This is a genomic window from Streptococcus merionis DSM 19192 (genome assembly GCF_000380085.1).
GTDB lineage: Bacteria > Bacillota > Bacilli > Lactobacillales > Streptococcaceae > Streptococcus > Streptococcus merionis.
Genome location: NZ_KB904558.1, coordinates 86,346 through 100,001, shown reverse-complemented (window position 1 = coordinate 100,001; position 13,656 = coordinate 86,346). Strand labels below are relative to the sequence as shown.

Genomic DNA, 13,656 nt, shown 5'->3' with positions numbered 1-13,656 from the left:
TAAGAAAAGCTGTTTTAACTGAGCGATACTAGCAAATATTGACATTCGCTTTGACAGCGGTTAAACCTCTAAATCCCCACAATTGCTAACTAACAAAAGGATCAATTTATGCCGAAAACTCGCAATCACATCGTTTTATTTGAACCACAAATTCCCCAAAACACTGGAAATATTGCCCGTACCTGTGCGGCGACCAATAGCCCTCTACACATCATTCGCCCCATGGGTTTTCCCATTGATGATCGCAAGATGAAGCGGGCGGGGCTTGATTATTGGGATAAGTTGGACATTTATTTCTATGATTCCTTGGTGGACTTTTTGGAAAGATGCCAGGGACAGATTCATCTCATTTCTAAGTTTGCGTCCAAGGTTTACTCGGAGGAGTGCTTCTCAGATGGCCAAGAACATTATTTCATCTTTGGTCGAGAAGATACGGGTCTGCCAGAAAAATTCATGCGAGACCATCCTGAAAAAGCGCTGCGCATTCCCATGAATGATGAGCATGTCAGAAGTCTCAATGTGTCCAATACAGTCTGTATGATTGTCTATGAGGCCCTTCGCCAACAGAATTTTGCAGGGCTAGACTTGGTGCATACCTATGAAAAGGATAAACTAAAATGAGAGTGAGACAGACAGCCATGATGACATCGCCCCAAAGTATGTAACAGTTGAAGATGACGTATAAGAAGTCGTGGTTTCAATGAAATCGGCTTTGCTGTCAAAGGTCATTAGGTGCTTTAGCACCAATGAACAACTGCTGATTGGCAGATTTGTTCGTGTTTTACACTCCAAATCTAGCCTAATCAACTGTGCGGGGGTGGGAAAACGAACTCTTTTTTAATTGCTCGAGTTCTTTCCCGCTCCCAATGAAGCACTGCTGACTAGGTTTGTAGAAGATTGATTTATCAGCATTTTACAAAGCAGACAACTACTGTGTCAAACGATAAATAAAACGAGACTGGGGAAATGATCAGACCCCAAAAGTTAGACGAAAACTCTAACGATTGGGGTGCAGTTCATCAGTTCCAGTCTCTTAGTTTTAATTCGAAAAAAGAGGCATTCGCAGTGGTTTTGAGAATGGCTGTCTCAGCCCTCTGTGTAGAGGTGAGACTAGGTTGATTGAGCCAACAAGCCTTATTTTCATTTTTCCTCAATCACTGCACTGCCCAAGTAGCAGAATCGCCATGAACAAGGCCGCCGTAAAGAGCGCTTGTCTCACACCCTATCTCAATGTAATGTTTCAAAATCAGTCTGGCAGATAAAGGCATATCTAACTGGTTTATCTGATCAAGATCAAACCACTGAAGTTGACCCTCGTTGGAGATAAGGTTTAGGCTGTCAGTATTTCTAACTTGGGCAAAGTAAAAATAATTCTGGCGGATTTCACCATTAACACTACGCAAAGTAATGTAACGCAGAGCCATCTCTTTTAGATAATCTTCGGTTAGGCCTAATTCTTCTTCGAGTTCACGAATTGCACCTTGATAAGGATGATTAAGCTCTTCAGGCTCCAAATGACCACCAGCAGCGGCTACCCAGACATTGTTCACCACGCGCCCACCCTGTCGAAAGAGCAGAAGAATTTTGCGATCGTGTAAAAGGTAGATGGAAGTCATTTCACGCATAGTTTGGGTCATCGATTTCCTCCTTGGTTTTCTTTTAGTATAACACTTTAGAAAATAATCATGGGTAAATTAAAGTTGTTTTTTATTAAAGGAGAGGACAGCTCCTCCTAAAGAAATGGTGATTGTGATGATTGTGATGACAACTGCTGGAAAGATTCTGCTAGGTTTTTCCAGATTGGTTAAGAATGCTGTGCTTTGTGTAATGAGAGAAAGCGGATTAAAAGAAAGTGTGCCAGGAAAGAGATTAAGCACAAGGAGTCCAGCTACGAAGAGTCCTATAACGATCAGGACGAGATAATTGCTTGTGATAATAACGGAAGTTATGAGAATTAATGACATCAAAAGAATGCCAAAGAGCCAAAGACAAAAAAGTGCGAAGCTAAGATGAGGTAGAGATATTTGAGGAAAAAGAAAGACTGTGTAAGTATAGGCGATGCCAAAACAGAGTATCAGACTGAGCGTCCATAGGCTTATCATGAGTAGACCCTTGGCCAAAATGACACACCATCTTGGTAAACCTTTAGCTAGCAAAATGATTAGGGTGCCTTTGGATAAATCTGATGTGAGGATTCCACTAAACAGGACGACAAGAAAAATCAAGCCAGTCTGCGTAACATTCTTAAAAAATTGTCCCCAAGAATCCAGCGCTGTTGGTTCTGGTAGAGTAGTAAGATCTACTCCGTCAATAACGATTTCCATGATAAGGGGAGTTAGCTTTGCAATAAGAGGACTCATAAAACCAAATAGAGCAAAAATGATGAGCATTAAAAAGAGTTTGTAGTTACGTTGATGCTCTACCCATTCCTTTTTTAGAAAGGTAATCATTGAATCACCTCCTCAAAAATAGTTTCTAGATTAGGCTCTAACTTAGCAAATGATGACGGGAGAAGTTTTTCTTGAGCCAGAATCTCTAGGAGTTTTTGACCATCACTGGTTTTGAGATGCAGCACCAGCCCTTCTTTAGATTTTTGATTGCATAAATTTTTAATATCTGGATGAGTGAAGAAGCGGTCTAGATCGGCTTGCTTAGCAAAGGAGATCTGATAATCATCTCTGCTGTATTGTCGTTTTAAAGTATCCAGAGTACTGCTGAGCACAATTTTTCCCTTGTGAAGAATAGCTACTTGGTCGCAGATACGTTCAACATCAGATAAGATATGCGTCGAAAACAAGATAGTGGTTTGTTCCTTGACGGCCAAGAGAATATCTAGTATTTCCTTACGGCCTATCGGATCAAGCGCAGAGGTCGGTTCATCACAAATGAGGAGTTTCGGTTCGTTGAGTAGAGCCTGGGCAATCCCCAGACGTTGTTTCATTCCTCTGGAAAATGTCTTTATAGGCTTTTTTTCGTAGGTTAAACCAACTAACTGGAGTAATTCCTGACTTTTTAGTTCAGTTTTTTTCTTGGATAATCCAGTTAGGCGCCCGCAGAGTTGTAAATATTCTCTGGCAGTCATATAATCATAAAAGGCTGGGACATCGGGTAAATAGCCGACAAAACGATTTGTTTTAGTATCACCGTACTGAACCTTTTCGCCATTTACGGTAATTGTCCCCTTGTTTGCTTTTAAGAGTCCAAGAATTAATTTCATGGTGGTTGTTTTCCCAGATCCATTTTGACCTAAAAAACCAAAGATAGAATGCTCTGGCACTGTAATATTAAGGTCGCTAAGTATCTTTTTTTCACCAAAGTGCTTTTCCAGATGGCTAATTTCTAAAATTGCCATTAGTCATCTCCTTTCCCAATCAGAAAATAAAGAATGGGCCCGACAAGTTGTCCAAATATGACAATGATCAGCCAAAACACTTTATTTCCGTATCGGTAATGAGAGTGTCTAAGGATATGAATAACGGCAACAATAGCTAGGATTAGTTGTAAAAGGAACAGTGGTACGAGGAAGGGAAGATATTCTTTAACCCGTTCAAATGTGTTCATAGGAACCTCCAAATAGGGATTAGGATTCTAAAAGTATCTGAAGCCGGTGACAAAGTTTAGAAAAGCTAGGATTTTCAGAAAGATTAGTAAAAGATGGATTAAGAATCACTCCATCATAAAGAGATTTTTTGACAGCAACTTCATCCTGAGGTGGCTGGGTGCCAAGTGGAAGCTGGTTAAACCAGCCATCTATTTTGGTAAAAAAAGAATCGCCCTTCAGTTTAACAGGAAAAATTTTTGAGGTGGCTAAACGGACATACTCATTTAGGTAATGAAAAACTTTTTCAATATTTTGATGAGTGCTGTAAACTTGAGCTAATTTCAGATAGATAGGGAAAAGGACAAAAGGATGTAGCTTTTCAAGGTCAAAAGCAATGATTAATTTTAATAAGCGATTCTCAATCATACTAACAGTTTTCGGTTGGTCTGCAGTAAGGGACAGATAGGTTTGTAAAAGCTGTAGTAGGGTCAAAAAATACTGGTAAATTTCAATCTGTAATGTTTCTTGAGCTTGTTCGATTTGCCCAGTAGCCTGATAAGCCTGTGCCAGAAGAATTTCTTGGGACATCAGCGCAGTATTAGGGTGTTCAATAAGATCGATCACGTGTTCAGGTTCTTTGAGCTGTAACAAACAAATGGCTTCTAAATAAATCGCTTGCTTTTGAAGTTCAAGGTCATTTGACTCCGTTTTGATCTTTTGAAAGAGGCTTTGAGCATAACGAATTGTGGCTTCCGTCTTATCGATTGTAGGTGCTAGATGACAATGATTGAGTAGCAGTTGCCCCATTGCAAAGAGGAAAGGGTAACAGGAATAATAGGACTTAATCAATTCTTGGCAACTCTCTAAAACTTTCTCAAACGGTTTTCTTGAAAAATCGGTTGCTAAAGATTGATAGTATTCTCGAATAGCAGTAGGAGTCAACTGTGGCTCATAGCCCATCAACTCATCGATGCTAATGTTAAAGTAGGTCGCCAATTGTGGCAGAAAGGTAATATCAGGAAAACTGTGCCCAATCTCCCATTTGGAAACTGAGGCCTTTGAGACGCCAATAAAGTTGGCTAATTCTTCTTGTGTGATTCCTTTCTCTTTTCGATACTTGCTAATTCTATGGCTAATTGAAATTTTGTGAGTCATATACGCACCTCTTTCCTATTTTCATTTTATATTAGAATTTCTGGAAAAACAATGGATTTTTAGTTGACTTTTGTTGATTTTGTCAACCACAAGGAAACTATTGCTAAATCAAATACTTTCAGACAAAAATTTGAGACGTAGGTATCACTGTCTTAGGCAAGTCGAAAGTGGCGCTATATCAAAGTTACTTCAAATGTCTCTATTTATACAAAAAAAAGCTCGACAGTGTGAATGTAAACCAGCGAGCTTTTAATTAATAGAGGTACTTTTTTTGAGAATAAAAACAACGAGCAAAATAATCTGTGGTAGGGCAAAAATAATGGTATGTGAGAAGGGTGTTGCTAGGGGAGCGAGCGAAAGAATGACTTGAAGTCCTGCTAGCCATTTATTAGTGAGCATAAAAGCTAGTGCATTAATCACACTCAAAGTAAAGAAATAGGCGAAAGGAATCGTGAGAATGGCAATAGCCATGCCGTGACCAGCTGTATCTGAGGCATATTCATGAGATCCATATGATGCATCAAACCAGAGATAAGCCATTAGAAGTGCGACAAGGCTTAACTCGATCAGCGTGATGATGAGAGAGGATTTTAAAAGTTTACTTTTTGGCATGCTTTTCTTTCTAGACTTTCTTTTTCCGTACCAGTTTAACCACACACTCTGTTCTTGCAGTGTGTGGAAACATGTCAACAGATTGGAGGTAGACGACGTTGTAAACTTTGACTAGCTGGGCTAGGTCGCGAGCTAATGTGGAGACATTGCAGGAAACATAGACCATCTTTTGGGGTTTGTAGCGCAGAAGAGTATCAAGTAGCTTGCTATCCAGACCAGTCCGCGGAGGGTCTACGATGATGGCGTCTGCTCGGTAACCATTTTTGTACCATTTAGGAATAACGGTTTCAGCAGTTCCTGTCTCGTAGAGGGCATTTTTAACTCCTAATCGCGCAGCATTTTCCCTAGCATCAGCGATAGCTTCTGGAATAATATCCATCCCCCTGATAGAGGCGACTTTTCCTGCAAAAGCGAGTCCAATAGTTCCGACGCCGCAGTAAGCATCGATCAGATGATCGTCAGGTGAGACATCCAGCGCCTTGATAGCTTCGCTATAGAGAATTTGGGTTTGTTTGGGATTGAGCTGGTAGAAGGCGCGTGGGGACAAGGCAAAGCGGTAATCCAGAACACCTTCTTCAATCGTCTCTTTGCCCCAGAGAATCTTGGTGAAGTCACCGTAAATCTCACTGGTTTTCGACTTGTTGAGATTAAAGGCAACAGTCTCAATCTGTGGAAATTGCTGGTTCAAATCTCGAATGACAAAATCAAGCTTGACAGGCTTAGAGGCGACAAAGATTAGCTGAATCTGGTTAGTAGCGTGAGCCTTACGAATCATGACTGTGCGGACGCCAGCAATTTTGCGTTCGTCGTAGATGGGAACATTGTAGCGGGTCAAAAGCAGGCTTACTTGATTGATGATTTGCTGGGTTAAGTCATCCTGAACGAGACAGTCTCGTAATTCGACCAGACGGTGGGAGTTCTGAGCGTAGAGGCCAGCGACTACCTTGCCCTTGAATTTACGAACTTGAAATTGCAGTTTCGCTCGATAATGCGTTGGCTCTGTCATGCCGATGGTCGGCCTAATCTCAAAATTCTCGTAACCTTGGGGTTGAAATTTTTTCAGAGCCTGCTGTAACAGATCCGTTTTGAAATCCAACTGCTTGTCATAGCGCAAGTGCATGATTTGGCAGCCGCCACAAACTTGATAAACAGGACAGGCTGGATCAACGCGGAACTTTGACGGTTTAGTGATTTTCAGCAGACGAGCTTCTACAAAATTTCGCTTAATAGCCGTCACCTGACAGAGAATATCCTCGCCCTTTAAGGCTCCGTCAACAAAAACGAGGGTTTTCTTGTAAAAGCCAATCCCTTCGCCATTGATGCCTAGACGCTTGATTTTTAGAGGAATGGTTTGTTTAATGGTAAGATTCATAAGTCTATTATAGCACGATTTAGGAGGAAAACGAGCTGAGAGAGATGGGAAATAGCTGAGCTAGCAACCGTTTTTTTCTGAAACACTTAGAACCTGCTTTTACAAGCTAGTTTTGGTGTGAAACTAGCGTTGGGGAGTGAAATGGATAGTCAGTACGGCGGAGATCACCGAGAAGGTCAAAACAATCAAACTTTAACAAAGAAGTAAGCGGGTAATAATTATCTGAGATACGAAGTTTGCCTTTTTACAGCTGACCTCTAGTTTTTAAACAGTATTGTTCACAGGACTGGTACAGTATGGCAAATCCTTTTGTTGTGCTATTCTTTGAAAAAATGCTGACAAGAAAAGCCTTGCTTTGATGAAAAGAGCTACTATCCCATATAAAAGTCTAGGGACAGTCTTTTTTTAGCAAATCTGATATAATATAAACAATTATGAGAAAGTGAGTGTATGACATGTCTAAGATTAAAATTGTGACAGATTCTTGTATTAGCATTGAACCTGAGATTGTAAAGAACCTTGAGATTACGATAGTTCCCTTGTCAGTTATGGTTGATGGGGTTCTTTATTCAGATGCCGACCTCAGGGAAGGCGAGTTTCTGGCTTTGATGAAGAAGGCCAAGGCGTTACCAAAGACAAGTCAACCTCCTGTTGGTCTTTTTGCAGAAACCTATGAGGCCATTAGCGAGGAAGGGGACCAAATTATCTCGATTCATACCTCACACGCCCTGTCTGGTACGGTAGAAGCTGCGCGTCAGGGCGGGCTTATCGCCAACCGTGATGTCACGGTGGTCGATTCGACCTTTACCGACCAAAGCCTCAAATTCCAAGTGGTTGAAGCGGCCAAGCTTGCTCAGGCTGGCGCTAGTAAGGACGAAATCTTAGCTAAGATTGAAGAAGTCCGCAACAAGTCGCAACTCTTTATAGGGATTTCAACTCTGGAAAATCTCGTAAAAGGAGGTCGTATCAGCCGTGTGTCTGGTATGATGAGCTCGCTTTTAAACATCAAAGTGGTAATGGAAATGGTTGATCATCAGCTTCAGCCGATTTTAAAAGGCCGTGGTACCAAGACATTTACAAAGTGGTTGGATACTTTCATCTCTCAGGCAGAAGCTGGTGGACGAAAGATTGCTGAAATCGGTATTTCCTATGCAGGGATGGCTGATTATGCTCTTGGAATGAAAGAAAGATTATCACATTTAGTCGCTAAGGAGATTTCGGTTTTAGAAACAGGCTCGATCATTCAGACTCATACGGGAGAAGACGCTTGGGCTGTCTTGGTGCGCTATGAATAAGCGGGGCCTTTTAACTAGCCTTATAGGATTAGGACTGAGCTTTGGCTTGGCCTTTTTCCTATTTCAGGCTCTCATTCCAGAAGCAAAGCCACTTTTACTACGAACGACAGAAGAGAAAAAGCCCAGTCGTCAGCCATTTCACTATGTTGCACTAGGGGATTCTTTGACGGAAGGTGTCGGAGATTCAACCGGCCAAGGAGGATTTGTTCCTTTGGTGGCAAGCAACCTCTCTTTGCAATATGGCTATGACGTTCAGGTTGAAAATTATGGGGTAGCAGGTAATACGAGCAATCAGATTTTAAAGCGACTGACAGAAGATATTCATTTGCAAGAACACTTGGCTCAGGCAGATCTTTTGACCTTGACTGTCGGTGGAAATGACGTCATGCGGGTGATTCGACAAAATCTTGCAAATCTGACAGTGGATACTTTCGAAAAACCCGCCCAAGAGTACAGCCAGCGGTTGAGGGACATTATTACGCAGGCGCGGGCCGAAAATCCTGATTTACCGATCTATGTGCTGGGGATTTACAATCCTTTTTACCTGAATTTTCCTGAGATCACAGAGATGCAAACGGTTATCGATAATTGGAATAGCGTTACTGAGCAGACCTTAGCTTCCATCGATAGGGCTTATTTTGTGCCCATAAACGATCGACTTTACCGAGGGATTGACGGGCAGGAAGGAATCACAGAAAACGCGAATGGGCAGTCAGTGGTGGTTAATGACGCTCTGTTTGAGGGAGATCATTTCCATCCAAATAATATCGGCTATCAAATCATGCAAGCAGCAATTATGGAGAAATTAGATGAAACGCGTCAGATTTGGCAACAAGATTAATATCTGGAAATGGCTTTTTATTGGTTTAGTGGGCGTTCAGTTAGCTCTGATGACGGTTCTCTTTTTGAGAATGTCTAGCCCACGAGAAACCGATAGGACTGCTCAAGAAGTGACCACGAATTTTCAAGTTGGGACATTTTCAACGACAAGGGACCAACTCAATCTTGCTCTAAAGAGTTATCTCAAGAATTACCAATCTAAGACCTTTACTTACGCTATCTATTTGACAGAGAAAAGGGTCGTTTTTGAGGGATTTTATGAAATTTTAGGGGCGAAAATTCCGCTTTATGTCTACTTTTCGCCCTATCGCGATGAGACAGGAGCTGTTATTTTAGAGGTCAATGAGGTCTCAGCAGGCACCCTGTCTTTGCCAAAATCGGAGATTTTAAACTATATCAGTAAAAACTACAAATTGCCTAAGGCCATTTTAATCGATCCTAAAACAGGAAAGATTACCGTTGATTTACCGCATATTGAAAATAAATTAGGTATGGCTGTTAAGGCAAGAAGCATTGATTTGTACAATGATCAGCTGATTTTTGAAGTTTTCCAAAAATAAGTTAAAACGCTGAATATCCTACGATTTAGGATAATAAAAGCACTTTATCACAGATAAAAGGTTCTCGTTTTAAAAAATTTCAATAAAACCCTCAAAAATGACGTCAAAACGCCTTTAATACTTGACCGAATACATTTTTTAGGATATGATAGTACATGTTAGAGCAATAGCTCATTAAAATTATTTGGAGGTTTTAGCACAATGGCTAACAAACAAGATTTGATCGCAAAAGTAGCAGAAGCTACAGGGTTGACTAAGAAAGATTCAACAGCTGCTGTTGATGCAGTATTTGCATCAGTATCTGACTACCTTGCAGCTGGTGAAAAAGTTCAATTGATCGGTTTCGGTAACTTTGAAGTACGTGAACGTGCTGCTCGTAAGGGTCGCAACCCACAAACTGGTAAAGAAATCACAATCGCGGCATCAAAAGTTCCAGCGTTCAAAGCTGGTAAAGCCCTTAAAGACGCTGTTAAATAATAACAGCTTAAAAAGCCTATTGTATCAACGTTTCGGCGTTGTGCAGTAGGCTTTTTCTGTGTTTTGGGGCATTTTTTTGGCATAAAATCAGTAGTTTTCCATGATTTCTGCTACATTTGCCTTTAATGGTTTGGTGACATAGGAATAAATCTGGCTAGTAGTAGGCTTTGAGGGATACACCGCAAAGTCTACTTTCTCTAATCCGTTTTTGATTTTCTGGAACAAAGTATTTTTTCTTACTTTAGTCTATGTTTGGTTTTCTCAATTTCTCTAGTATGGCCTTAGCTTGCGCTAAATTGGTGTGCTGGCTTTGGCGGAGTTTTTGGGCAACCTGCTCGATTTCGCTTTCCGTAGCTCCTGCTAGCATGGCCAAAGACTTGGCTTGGAGTTTCATGTGGCCAGCTTGGATACCAGTAGTTACTAGAGCTCTGAGGGCTGCAAAGTTTTGGCAGAGTCCTGTTGCAACGATTAGACCAGCTAAAGTTTTGGCATTGGGATGGCCTAGTAGATCAAAAGCAGCCTTGACCTTGGGATTTAAGCCAATAGAGCCACCGACAGTGGCGATGGGCATGGGCAGGCTCAGCTGGCCCATGAGACATTCTCCGTCTAGCGTCCATTTTGCTAGTCCTCGGTACTGTCCATCTTGACAGGCATAGGCGTGACTACCTGCTTCAATGGCTCGCCAATCATTTCCTGTTGCCATTACGACAGCATCAATGCCATTAAAAATTCCTTTATTGTGAGTTGCTGCCCGATAGGGATCTACCTGAGCTAGACGACTAGCTTTGACGATTTTTTGAGCAGTCTCAAGACCACCAGAAATAGTATTGACGTTCAAACGACAGCTGGCTGTGACTAGAGAGGCGGTCGCGTAATTGGACAGGATGGCCATGAGGGCTTGAGCACCTGTCAGCTCCGTCAAATAAGGCTTGATACCTTCTAGCATGTTATTGAGAATATTGGCGCCCATGGCTTCTTGGACATCAGCATGGAGGTAGACGATGAGAAAGTCTTCCTTGACTTCTGTGCGGAGATATCTGGCGCCGCCGCCTCTCTTGACAATGGACGGGTGTGCCGCGTCAGCTAGGTTTAAAATATCTTGTTCATGCTGGGCAATCTGGTAGAGTGCTTCTGATAAATCGGGGACATCATAGAGGGCTACTTGGCCGATCATCAGGCGTTCATGCACTTGAGTCGAAAAGCCATCTGATTTGCTGATGATTTTATTAGCATAATTTAACGCCGCAACCACCGAAGGTTCCTCCGTGACGAGAGGCAGCTGATATGCTTGGCTGTTGACCAGAAAATCAGGCACCGCACTCATAGGAAGGGCAAAAGTGCCGATATGGTTTTCAGTCATTTGGCCAGCGGTGCTCTCAGGGAGATTGTTGTCCTCTACTAAGTTTTGGTAGGTTTCAGCAGTTAAGGGGTTCTGATTTTTAAGCAGTTCTATACGCTCTAGGCGTGTTTTTTTATGGAATCCAGAAAAATGTGTCATAAGGCTCCTTTTATCTGAGGTTGGGCCAGTAGCCCTCACCGTCCTGTAAAGGACGAACGTTTGTGTGAAGATCGCTTTCAAATTGTTTTAAAATGGTGTCAAGATTTTTAAAACGTTTTTGACATTGATCAAAATGTGGTAAAAGGTCATCATCAAAAAGATGTAACCCTGTTAGGTCTGTCAGCCATTTATTCATTTCAGGGGTTAGGCGGTCGATAAGTCTCAGACTTGGTCCAAGAGCTAGAGCGCTTGCGCTCCATGCCATGATGAGCTTGTCTGGGGCTTGAGCCAGTTGCTGAAAGATGGGTTTGGCCATTGATTGGTTCAATCGGTGCAGGAAGTAGTAGGGATTACCACCGATACACTCTACCACATCGTAGTTTAAGAGATTTTTGACATCGGTTTGGTCAAGGTCAAAAAGATCAACGGTTAATCCCAGATTCTGAAGTATCTGTTGACAAGGCTTGACATGCCAATTTTGCTCTTTGTAATCAGGGTCGGCAGTTACCACTAGGGCAGCCCGATGACCTGATAGAGTATGGTCTAGTGTTTTTTGGACTTCTTTTATTAACATTGGCGAAGTCAGTCCATTTGAGGTTAGAAATAGCATCGTTTTACTTTCTATAATACGATATGATTTGCCCCTCTGCGATAGGGACCATTCCCAGAGACTGGTAGAAGGCGTTGGCTTTGACATCGTGAAGGTCAGTGTTAAGTTGGAACATTCGGACATGGGCATAGCGATTCCACATTATTTTTAGCAGTTCTGTTCCGATGCCACGCTTTTGATAGTCAGGATGGACTAGCAAATCTTGAATGAGAACAATGTGTTGACCGTCTCCAACGATACGGATAAAGCCGATTAGCTGATCCTTGTCAAAAGCTCCGAGCAAATCTAAAGACTGATCAAAAGCAGACGGCAAGAGGCTTTCGTCTTTCAGGTAGCTGGTCCAGCCGACACTAGCATAAAGGTGTTTAATTGCTTCGCTAAAATCTGTGTAGTCAAAAGAGTTAAAGTGCATAGAATTCTCCCTATTTTAAAATGCAAAGAAATCATAAAATGTCTTGAAAATAGAAGGATTATCAACGATTTTTGAGGGAAAGTTGAGCATTTTAGAACTAGCCTGTCCAGCGGTTGTTTTTCTACCACTCAACGTGCGTTTTTAAATGCTATCAAGTACTCCTTCCAAAAGCTTTCCTGATGATCGAAAAAGAATTTCCTGAACCAAGAGCTCTTACTTGTGAATACAGTTGTTTACAAACAGAAGGCTGTGTTTCTTGCTAAAGCTATTATACCATACGCTCGCCTTATAGAACATTGTTATCAAAAGAGAATCCAAGATAGTGAAAGTAACTTTACAAATAAGGGGATTTAGCTTAAAATGAAACAATGACAAATGAACTTATCCTACGAAGTATTCAATTTCTCTTAGTTGCGCTGATTATCTGGGTAGCATGGATGATTTGGCAACATACTCAAAAGCAGAACATTAATTTGAAAGAGCGCTTCTGGACAGGGCTGTGGATTGGCTTTGTGACAGATCTTCTAGACACGCTTGGTATCGGGACCTTTGCGACGACAACGACTTTGTTTAAGGTGACCAAGTTGGTAGACGATGACCGTAAAATTCCTGCAACTCTGACGACAGCCCATGTGATTCCAGTGATGGTTGAGGCACTGTGCTTTATCACCATTGTCAAGGTTGATATCACGACCCTTGTTTGCATGGCGTCCTCGGCCTTTGCAGGTGCGTTTGTGGGGGCTCGTATCACTAAGAGTTGGGACACTAAGCAGGTGCAGCGGATTTTAGGTTTTTTGTTAATTGTGGCAGCTTGCTTCATGGTTTATCGCTTTCTAACTAATCCGGGTACGGGATTATCAGAGGAAATTCGCGGACTTTCTGGAATTTGGCTTGTTATCGGGATGGCTTTTGACTTTTTAGTCGGCCTCCTCATGACGATGGGACTTGGTAATTATGCGCCTGAGTTGATTTTCTTTTCTCTTATGGGCATTAATCCATCTGTGGCTCTTCCTGTGATGATGCTAAATGCGGCGATGATCATGGCCGCGGGGGCTAAGCAATTTATCCAGTCAGATCGGGTTCATTGGCCAGGTGTACTGGGGATTATTGTTGGAGGTGTTGTTGGAGTTCTGACAGCAGCTGTTTTTCTGACTAGTCTAGACATCAATCATCTGAAAATTTTAGTGATTTTCATTGCATTTTATACAGGGATAATGTTATTGCGCGCATCTCTTTTAAGGCGCTGAAAAATTTTGCGAAGCATTGCCTCGATGAGGTAAAATC

16 protein-coding genes are annotated in these 13,656 nt (G+C 41.9%); 6 read left to right on the top strand and 10 right to left on the bottom strand.

The features are described from left to right. The first annotated feature begins 108 nt into the window (after positions 1-108). Positions 109-621, top strand: a complete 513-nt coding sequence (locus A3I5_RS0109765) for a tRNA (cytidine(34)-2'-O)-methyltransferase (RefSeq protein WP_018374425.1) — start codon at positions 109-111, stop codon at positions 619-621. Between the two features lie 533 nt (positions 622-1,154). Here the strand turns inward: A3I5_RS0109765 and A3I5_RS0109755 are convergent. From A3I5_RS0109755 to rlmD, 7 genes are all read right to left on the bottom strand, one after another. Next, positions 1,155-1,637 carry an NUDIX domain-containing protein gene (locus tag A3I5_RS0109755; RefSeq protein WP_018374423.1) on the bottom strand — a complete coding sequence of 161 codons (483 nt, stop codon included), beginning with the start codon at positions 1,635-1,637 and terminating at the stop codon, positions 1,155-1,157. Positions 1,638-1,694: 57 nt separating this feature from the next. After that, positions 1,695-2,450: an ABC transporter permease gene (locus A3I5_RS0109750; RefSeq protein ID WP_018374422.1), complete on the bottom strand. Its 756-nt coding sequence runs from the start codon at positions 2,448-2,450 to the stop codon at positions 1,695-1,697. Next, the gene (locus tag A3I5_RS0109745) at positions 2,447-3,352 is read right to left on the bottom strand and encodes an ABC transporter ATP-binding protein (protein ID WP_018374421.1); all 906 of its coding nucleotides are present in this window, start codon (positions 3,350-3,352) and stop codon (positions 2,447-2,449) included. The genes A3I5_RS0109750 and A3I5_RS0109745 overlap by 4 nt, the downstream gene beginning before the upstream one ends. Beyond that, on the bottom strand, positions 3,352-3,561 hold the full coding sequence (locus tag A3I5_RS0109740; RefSeq protein WP_018374420.1) for a PLDc N-terminal domain-containing protein: 210 nt from the start codon (positions 3,559-3,561) through the stop codon (positions 3,352-3,354). The genes A3I5_RS0109745 and A3I5_RS0109740 overlap by 1 nt, the downstream gene beginning before the upstream one ends. A 19-nt stretch (positions 3,562-3,580) precedes the next feature. After that, positions 3,581-4,696, bottom strand: coding sequence for a helix-turn-helix domain-containing protein (locus A3I5_RS0109735; RefSeq protein ID WP_018374419.1), 1,116 nt, complete (start codon positions 4,694-4,696; stop codon positions 3,581-3,583). Positions 4,697-4,945: 249 nt separating this feature from the next. Then, positions 4,946-5,308 (bottom strand): hypothetical protein, encoded by a 363-nt coding sequence (locus A3I5_RS0109730; protein WP_018374418.1) that lies wholly within the window; start codon positions 5,306-5,308, stop codon positions 4,946-4,948. 10 nt (positions 5,309-5,318) lie between these two features. Further along, positions 5,319-6,680, bottom strand: a complete 1,362-nt coding sequence (gene rlmD, locus A3I5_RS0109725) for a 23S rRNA (uracil(1939)-C(5))-methyltransferase RlmD (protein ID WP_018374417.1) — start codon at positions 6,678-6,680, stop codon at positions 5,319-5,321. Positions 6,681-7,135: 455 nt separating this feature from the next. Here rlmD and A3I5_RS0109720 point away from each other — a divergent pair, with 455 nt between their 5' ends. The 4 genes from A3I5_RS0109720 (at position 7,136) to A3I5_RS0109705 (ending at position 9,852) form a co-directional block, all read left to right on the top strand. Continuing rightward, positions 7,136-7,975, top strand: a complete 840-nt coding sequence (locus tag A3I5_RS0109720) for a DegV family protein (protein ID WP_018374416.1) — start codon at positions 7,136-7,138, stop codon at positions 7,973-7,975. Beyond that, positions 7,968-8,816: an SGNH/GDSL hydrolase family protein gene (locus tag A3I5_RS0109715; protein WP_018374415.1), complete on the top strand. Its 849-nt coding sequence runs from the start codon at positions 7,968-7,970 to the stop codon at positions 8,814-8,816. The genes A3I5_RS0109720 and A3I5_RS0109715 overlap by 8 nt, the downstream gene beginning before the upstream one ends. Next, entirely contained in the window at positions 8,785-9,375 is a 591-nt protein-coding gene (locus A3I5_RS0109710; protein WP_018374414.1) for a YpmS family protein, read from the top strand. Before A3I5_RS0109715 ends, A3I5_RS0109710 begins: the two co-directional genes overlap by 32 nt. A gap of 201 nt (positions 9,376-9,576) precedes the next feature. Next, positions 9,577-9,852 carry an HU family DNA-binding protein gene (locus A3I5_RS0109705; RefSeq protein WP_018374413.1) on the top strand — a complete coding sequence of 92 codons (276 nt, stop codon included), beginning with the start codon at positions 9,577-9,579 and terminating at the stop codon, positions 9,850-9,852. A 241-nt stretch (positions 9,853-10,093) separates the two neighbouring features. Here the strand turns inward: A3I5_RS0109705 and A3I5_RS0109700 are convergent, their stop codons facing one another. Genes A3I5_RS0109700 through A3I5_RS0109690 form a run of 3 tightly spaced genes read right to left on the bottom strand, consistent with a single transcriptional unit; the run spans position 10,094 to position 12,372 of the window. Further along, positions 10,094-11,350: a hydroxymethylglutaryl-CoA reductase, degradative gene (locus A3I5_RS0109700; protein WP_018374412.1), complete on the bottom strand. Its 1,257-nt coding sequence runs from the start codon at positions 11,348-11,350 to the stop codon at positions 10,094-10,096. 10 nt (positions 11,351-11,360) lie between these two features. Next, positions 11,361-11,960 carry a Type 1 glutamine amidotransferase-like domain-containing protein gene (locus tag A3I5_RS0109695; RefSeq protein ID WP_018374411.1) on the bottom strand — a complete coding sequence of 200 codons (600 nt, stop codon included), beginning with the start codon at positions 11,958-11,960 and terminating at the stop codon, positions 11,361-11,363. 4 nt (positions 11,961-11,964) lie between these two features. Then, positions 11,965-12,372, bottom strand: a complete 408-nt coding sequence (locus A3I5_RS0109690) for a GNAT family N-acetyltransferase (RefSeq protein WP_018374410.1) — start codon at positions 12,370-12,372, stop codon at positions 11,965-11,967. A gap of 368 nt (positions 12,373-12,740) precedes the next feature. Between A3I5_RS0109690 and A3I5_RS0109685 the strand changes: the two genes are divergently transcribed. Continuing rightward, positions 12,741-13,619: a sulfite exporter TauE/SafE family protein gene (locus A3I5_RS0109685; protein WP_018374409.1), complete on the top strand. Its 879-nt coding sequence runs from the start codon at positions 12,741-12,743 to the stop codon at positions 13,617-13,619. Positions 13,620-13,656: the final 37 nt, after the last annotated feature.

What these genes read in the sequence shown, in the direction of transcription:
- A3I5_RS0109750 (WP_018374422.1), bottom strand. Translation starts at nt 2,450, where the DNA reads ATGATTACCTTTCTAAAAAAGGAATGGGTAGAGCATCAACGTAACTAC.
- rlmD (WP_018374417.1), bottom strand. Translation starts at nt 6,680, where the DNA reads ATGAATCTTACCATTAAACAAACCATTCCTCTAAAAATCAAGCGTCTA.
- A3I5_RS0109730 (WP_018374418.1), bottom strand. Translation starts at nt 5,308, where the DNA reads ATGCCAAAAAGTAAACTTTTAAAATCCTCTCTCATCATCACGCTGATC.
- A3I5_RS0109700 (WP_018374412.1), bottom strand. Translation starts at nt 11,350, where the DNA reads ATGACACATTTTTCTGGATTCCATAAAAAAACACGCCTAGAGCGTATA.
- A3I5_RS0109720 (WP_018374416.1), top strand. Translation starts at nt 7,136, where the DNA reads ATGTCTAAGATTAAAATTGTGACAGATTCTTGTATTAGCATTGAACCT.
- A3I5_RS0109765 (WP_018374425.1), top strand. Translation starts at nt 109, where the DNA reads ATGCCGAAAACTCGCAATCACATCGTTTTATTTGAACCACAAATTCCC.
- A3I5_RS0109735 (WP_018374419.1), bottom strand. Translation starts at nt 4,696, where the DNA reads ATGACTCACAAAATTTCAATTAGCCATAGAATTAGCAAGTATCGAAAA.
- A3I5_RS0109740 (WP_018374420.1), bottom strand. Translation starts at nt 3,561, where the DNA reads ATGAACACATTTGAACGGGTTAAAGAATATCTTCCCTTCCTCGTACCA.
- A3I5_RS0109690 (WP_018374410.1), bottom strand. Translation starts at nt 12,372, where the DNA reads ATGCACTTTAACTCTTTTGACTACACAGATTTTAGCGAAGCAATTAAA.
- A3I5_RS0109745 (WP_018374421.1), bottom strand. Translation starts at nt 3,352, where the DNA reads ATGGCAATTTTAGAAATTAGCCATCTGGAAAAGCACTTTGGTGAAAAA.
- A3I5_RS0109695 (WP_018374411.1), bottom strand. Translation starts at nt 11,960, where the DNA reads ATGCTATTTCTAACCTCAAATGGACTGACTTCGCCAATGTTAATAAAA.
- A3I5_RS0109710 (WP_018374414.1), top strand. Translation starts at nt 8,785, where the DNA reads ATGAAACGCGTCAGATTTGGCAACAAGATTAATATCTGGAAATGGCTT.
- A3I5_RS0109715 (WP_018374415.1), top strand. Translation starts at nt 7,968, where the DNA reads ATGAATAAGCGGGGCCTTTTAACTAGCCTTATAGGATTAGGACTGAGC.
- A3I5_RS0109755 (WP_018374423.1), bottom strand. Translation starts at nt 1,637, where the DNA reads ATGACCCAAACTATGCGTGAAATGACTTCCATCTACCTTTTACACGAT.
- A3I5_RS0109685 (WP_018374409.1), top strand. Translation starts at nt 12,741, where the DNA reads ATGACAAATGAACTTATCCTACGAAGTATTCAATTTCTCTTAGTTGCG.
- A3I5_RS0109705 (WP_018374413.1), top strand. Translation starts at nt 9,577, where the DNA reads ATGGCTAACAAACAAGATTTGATCGCAAAAGTAGCAGAAGCTACAGGG.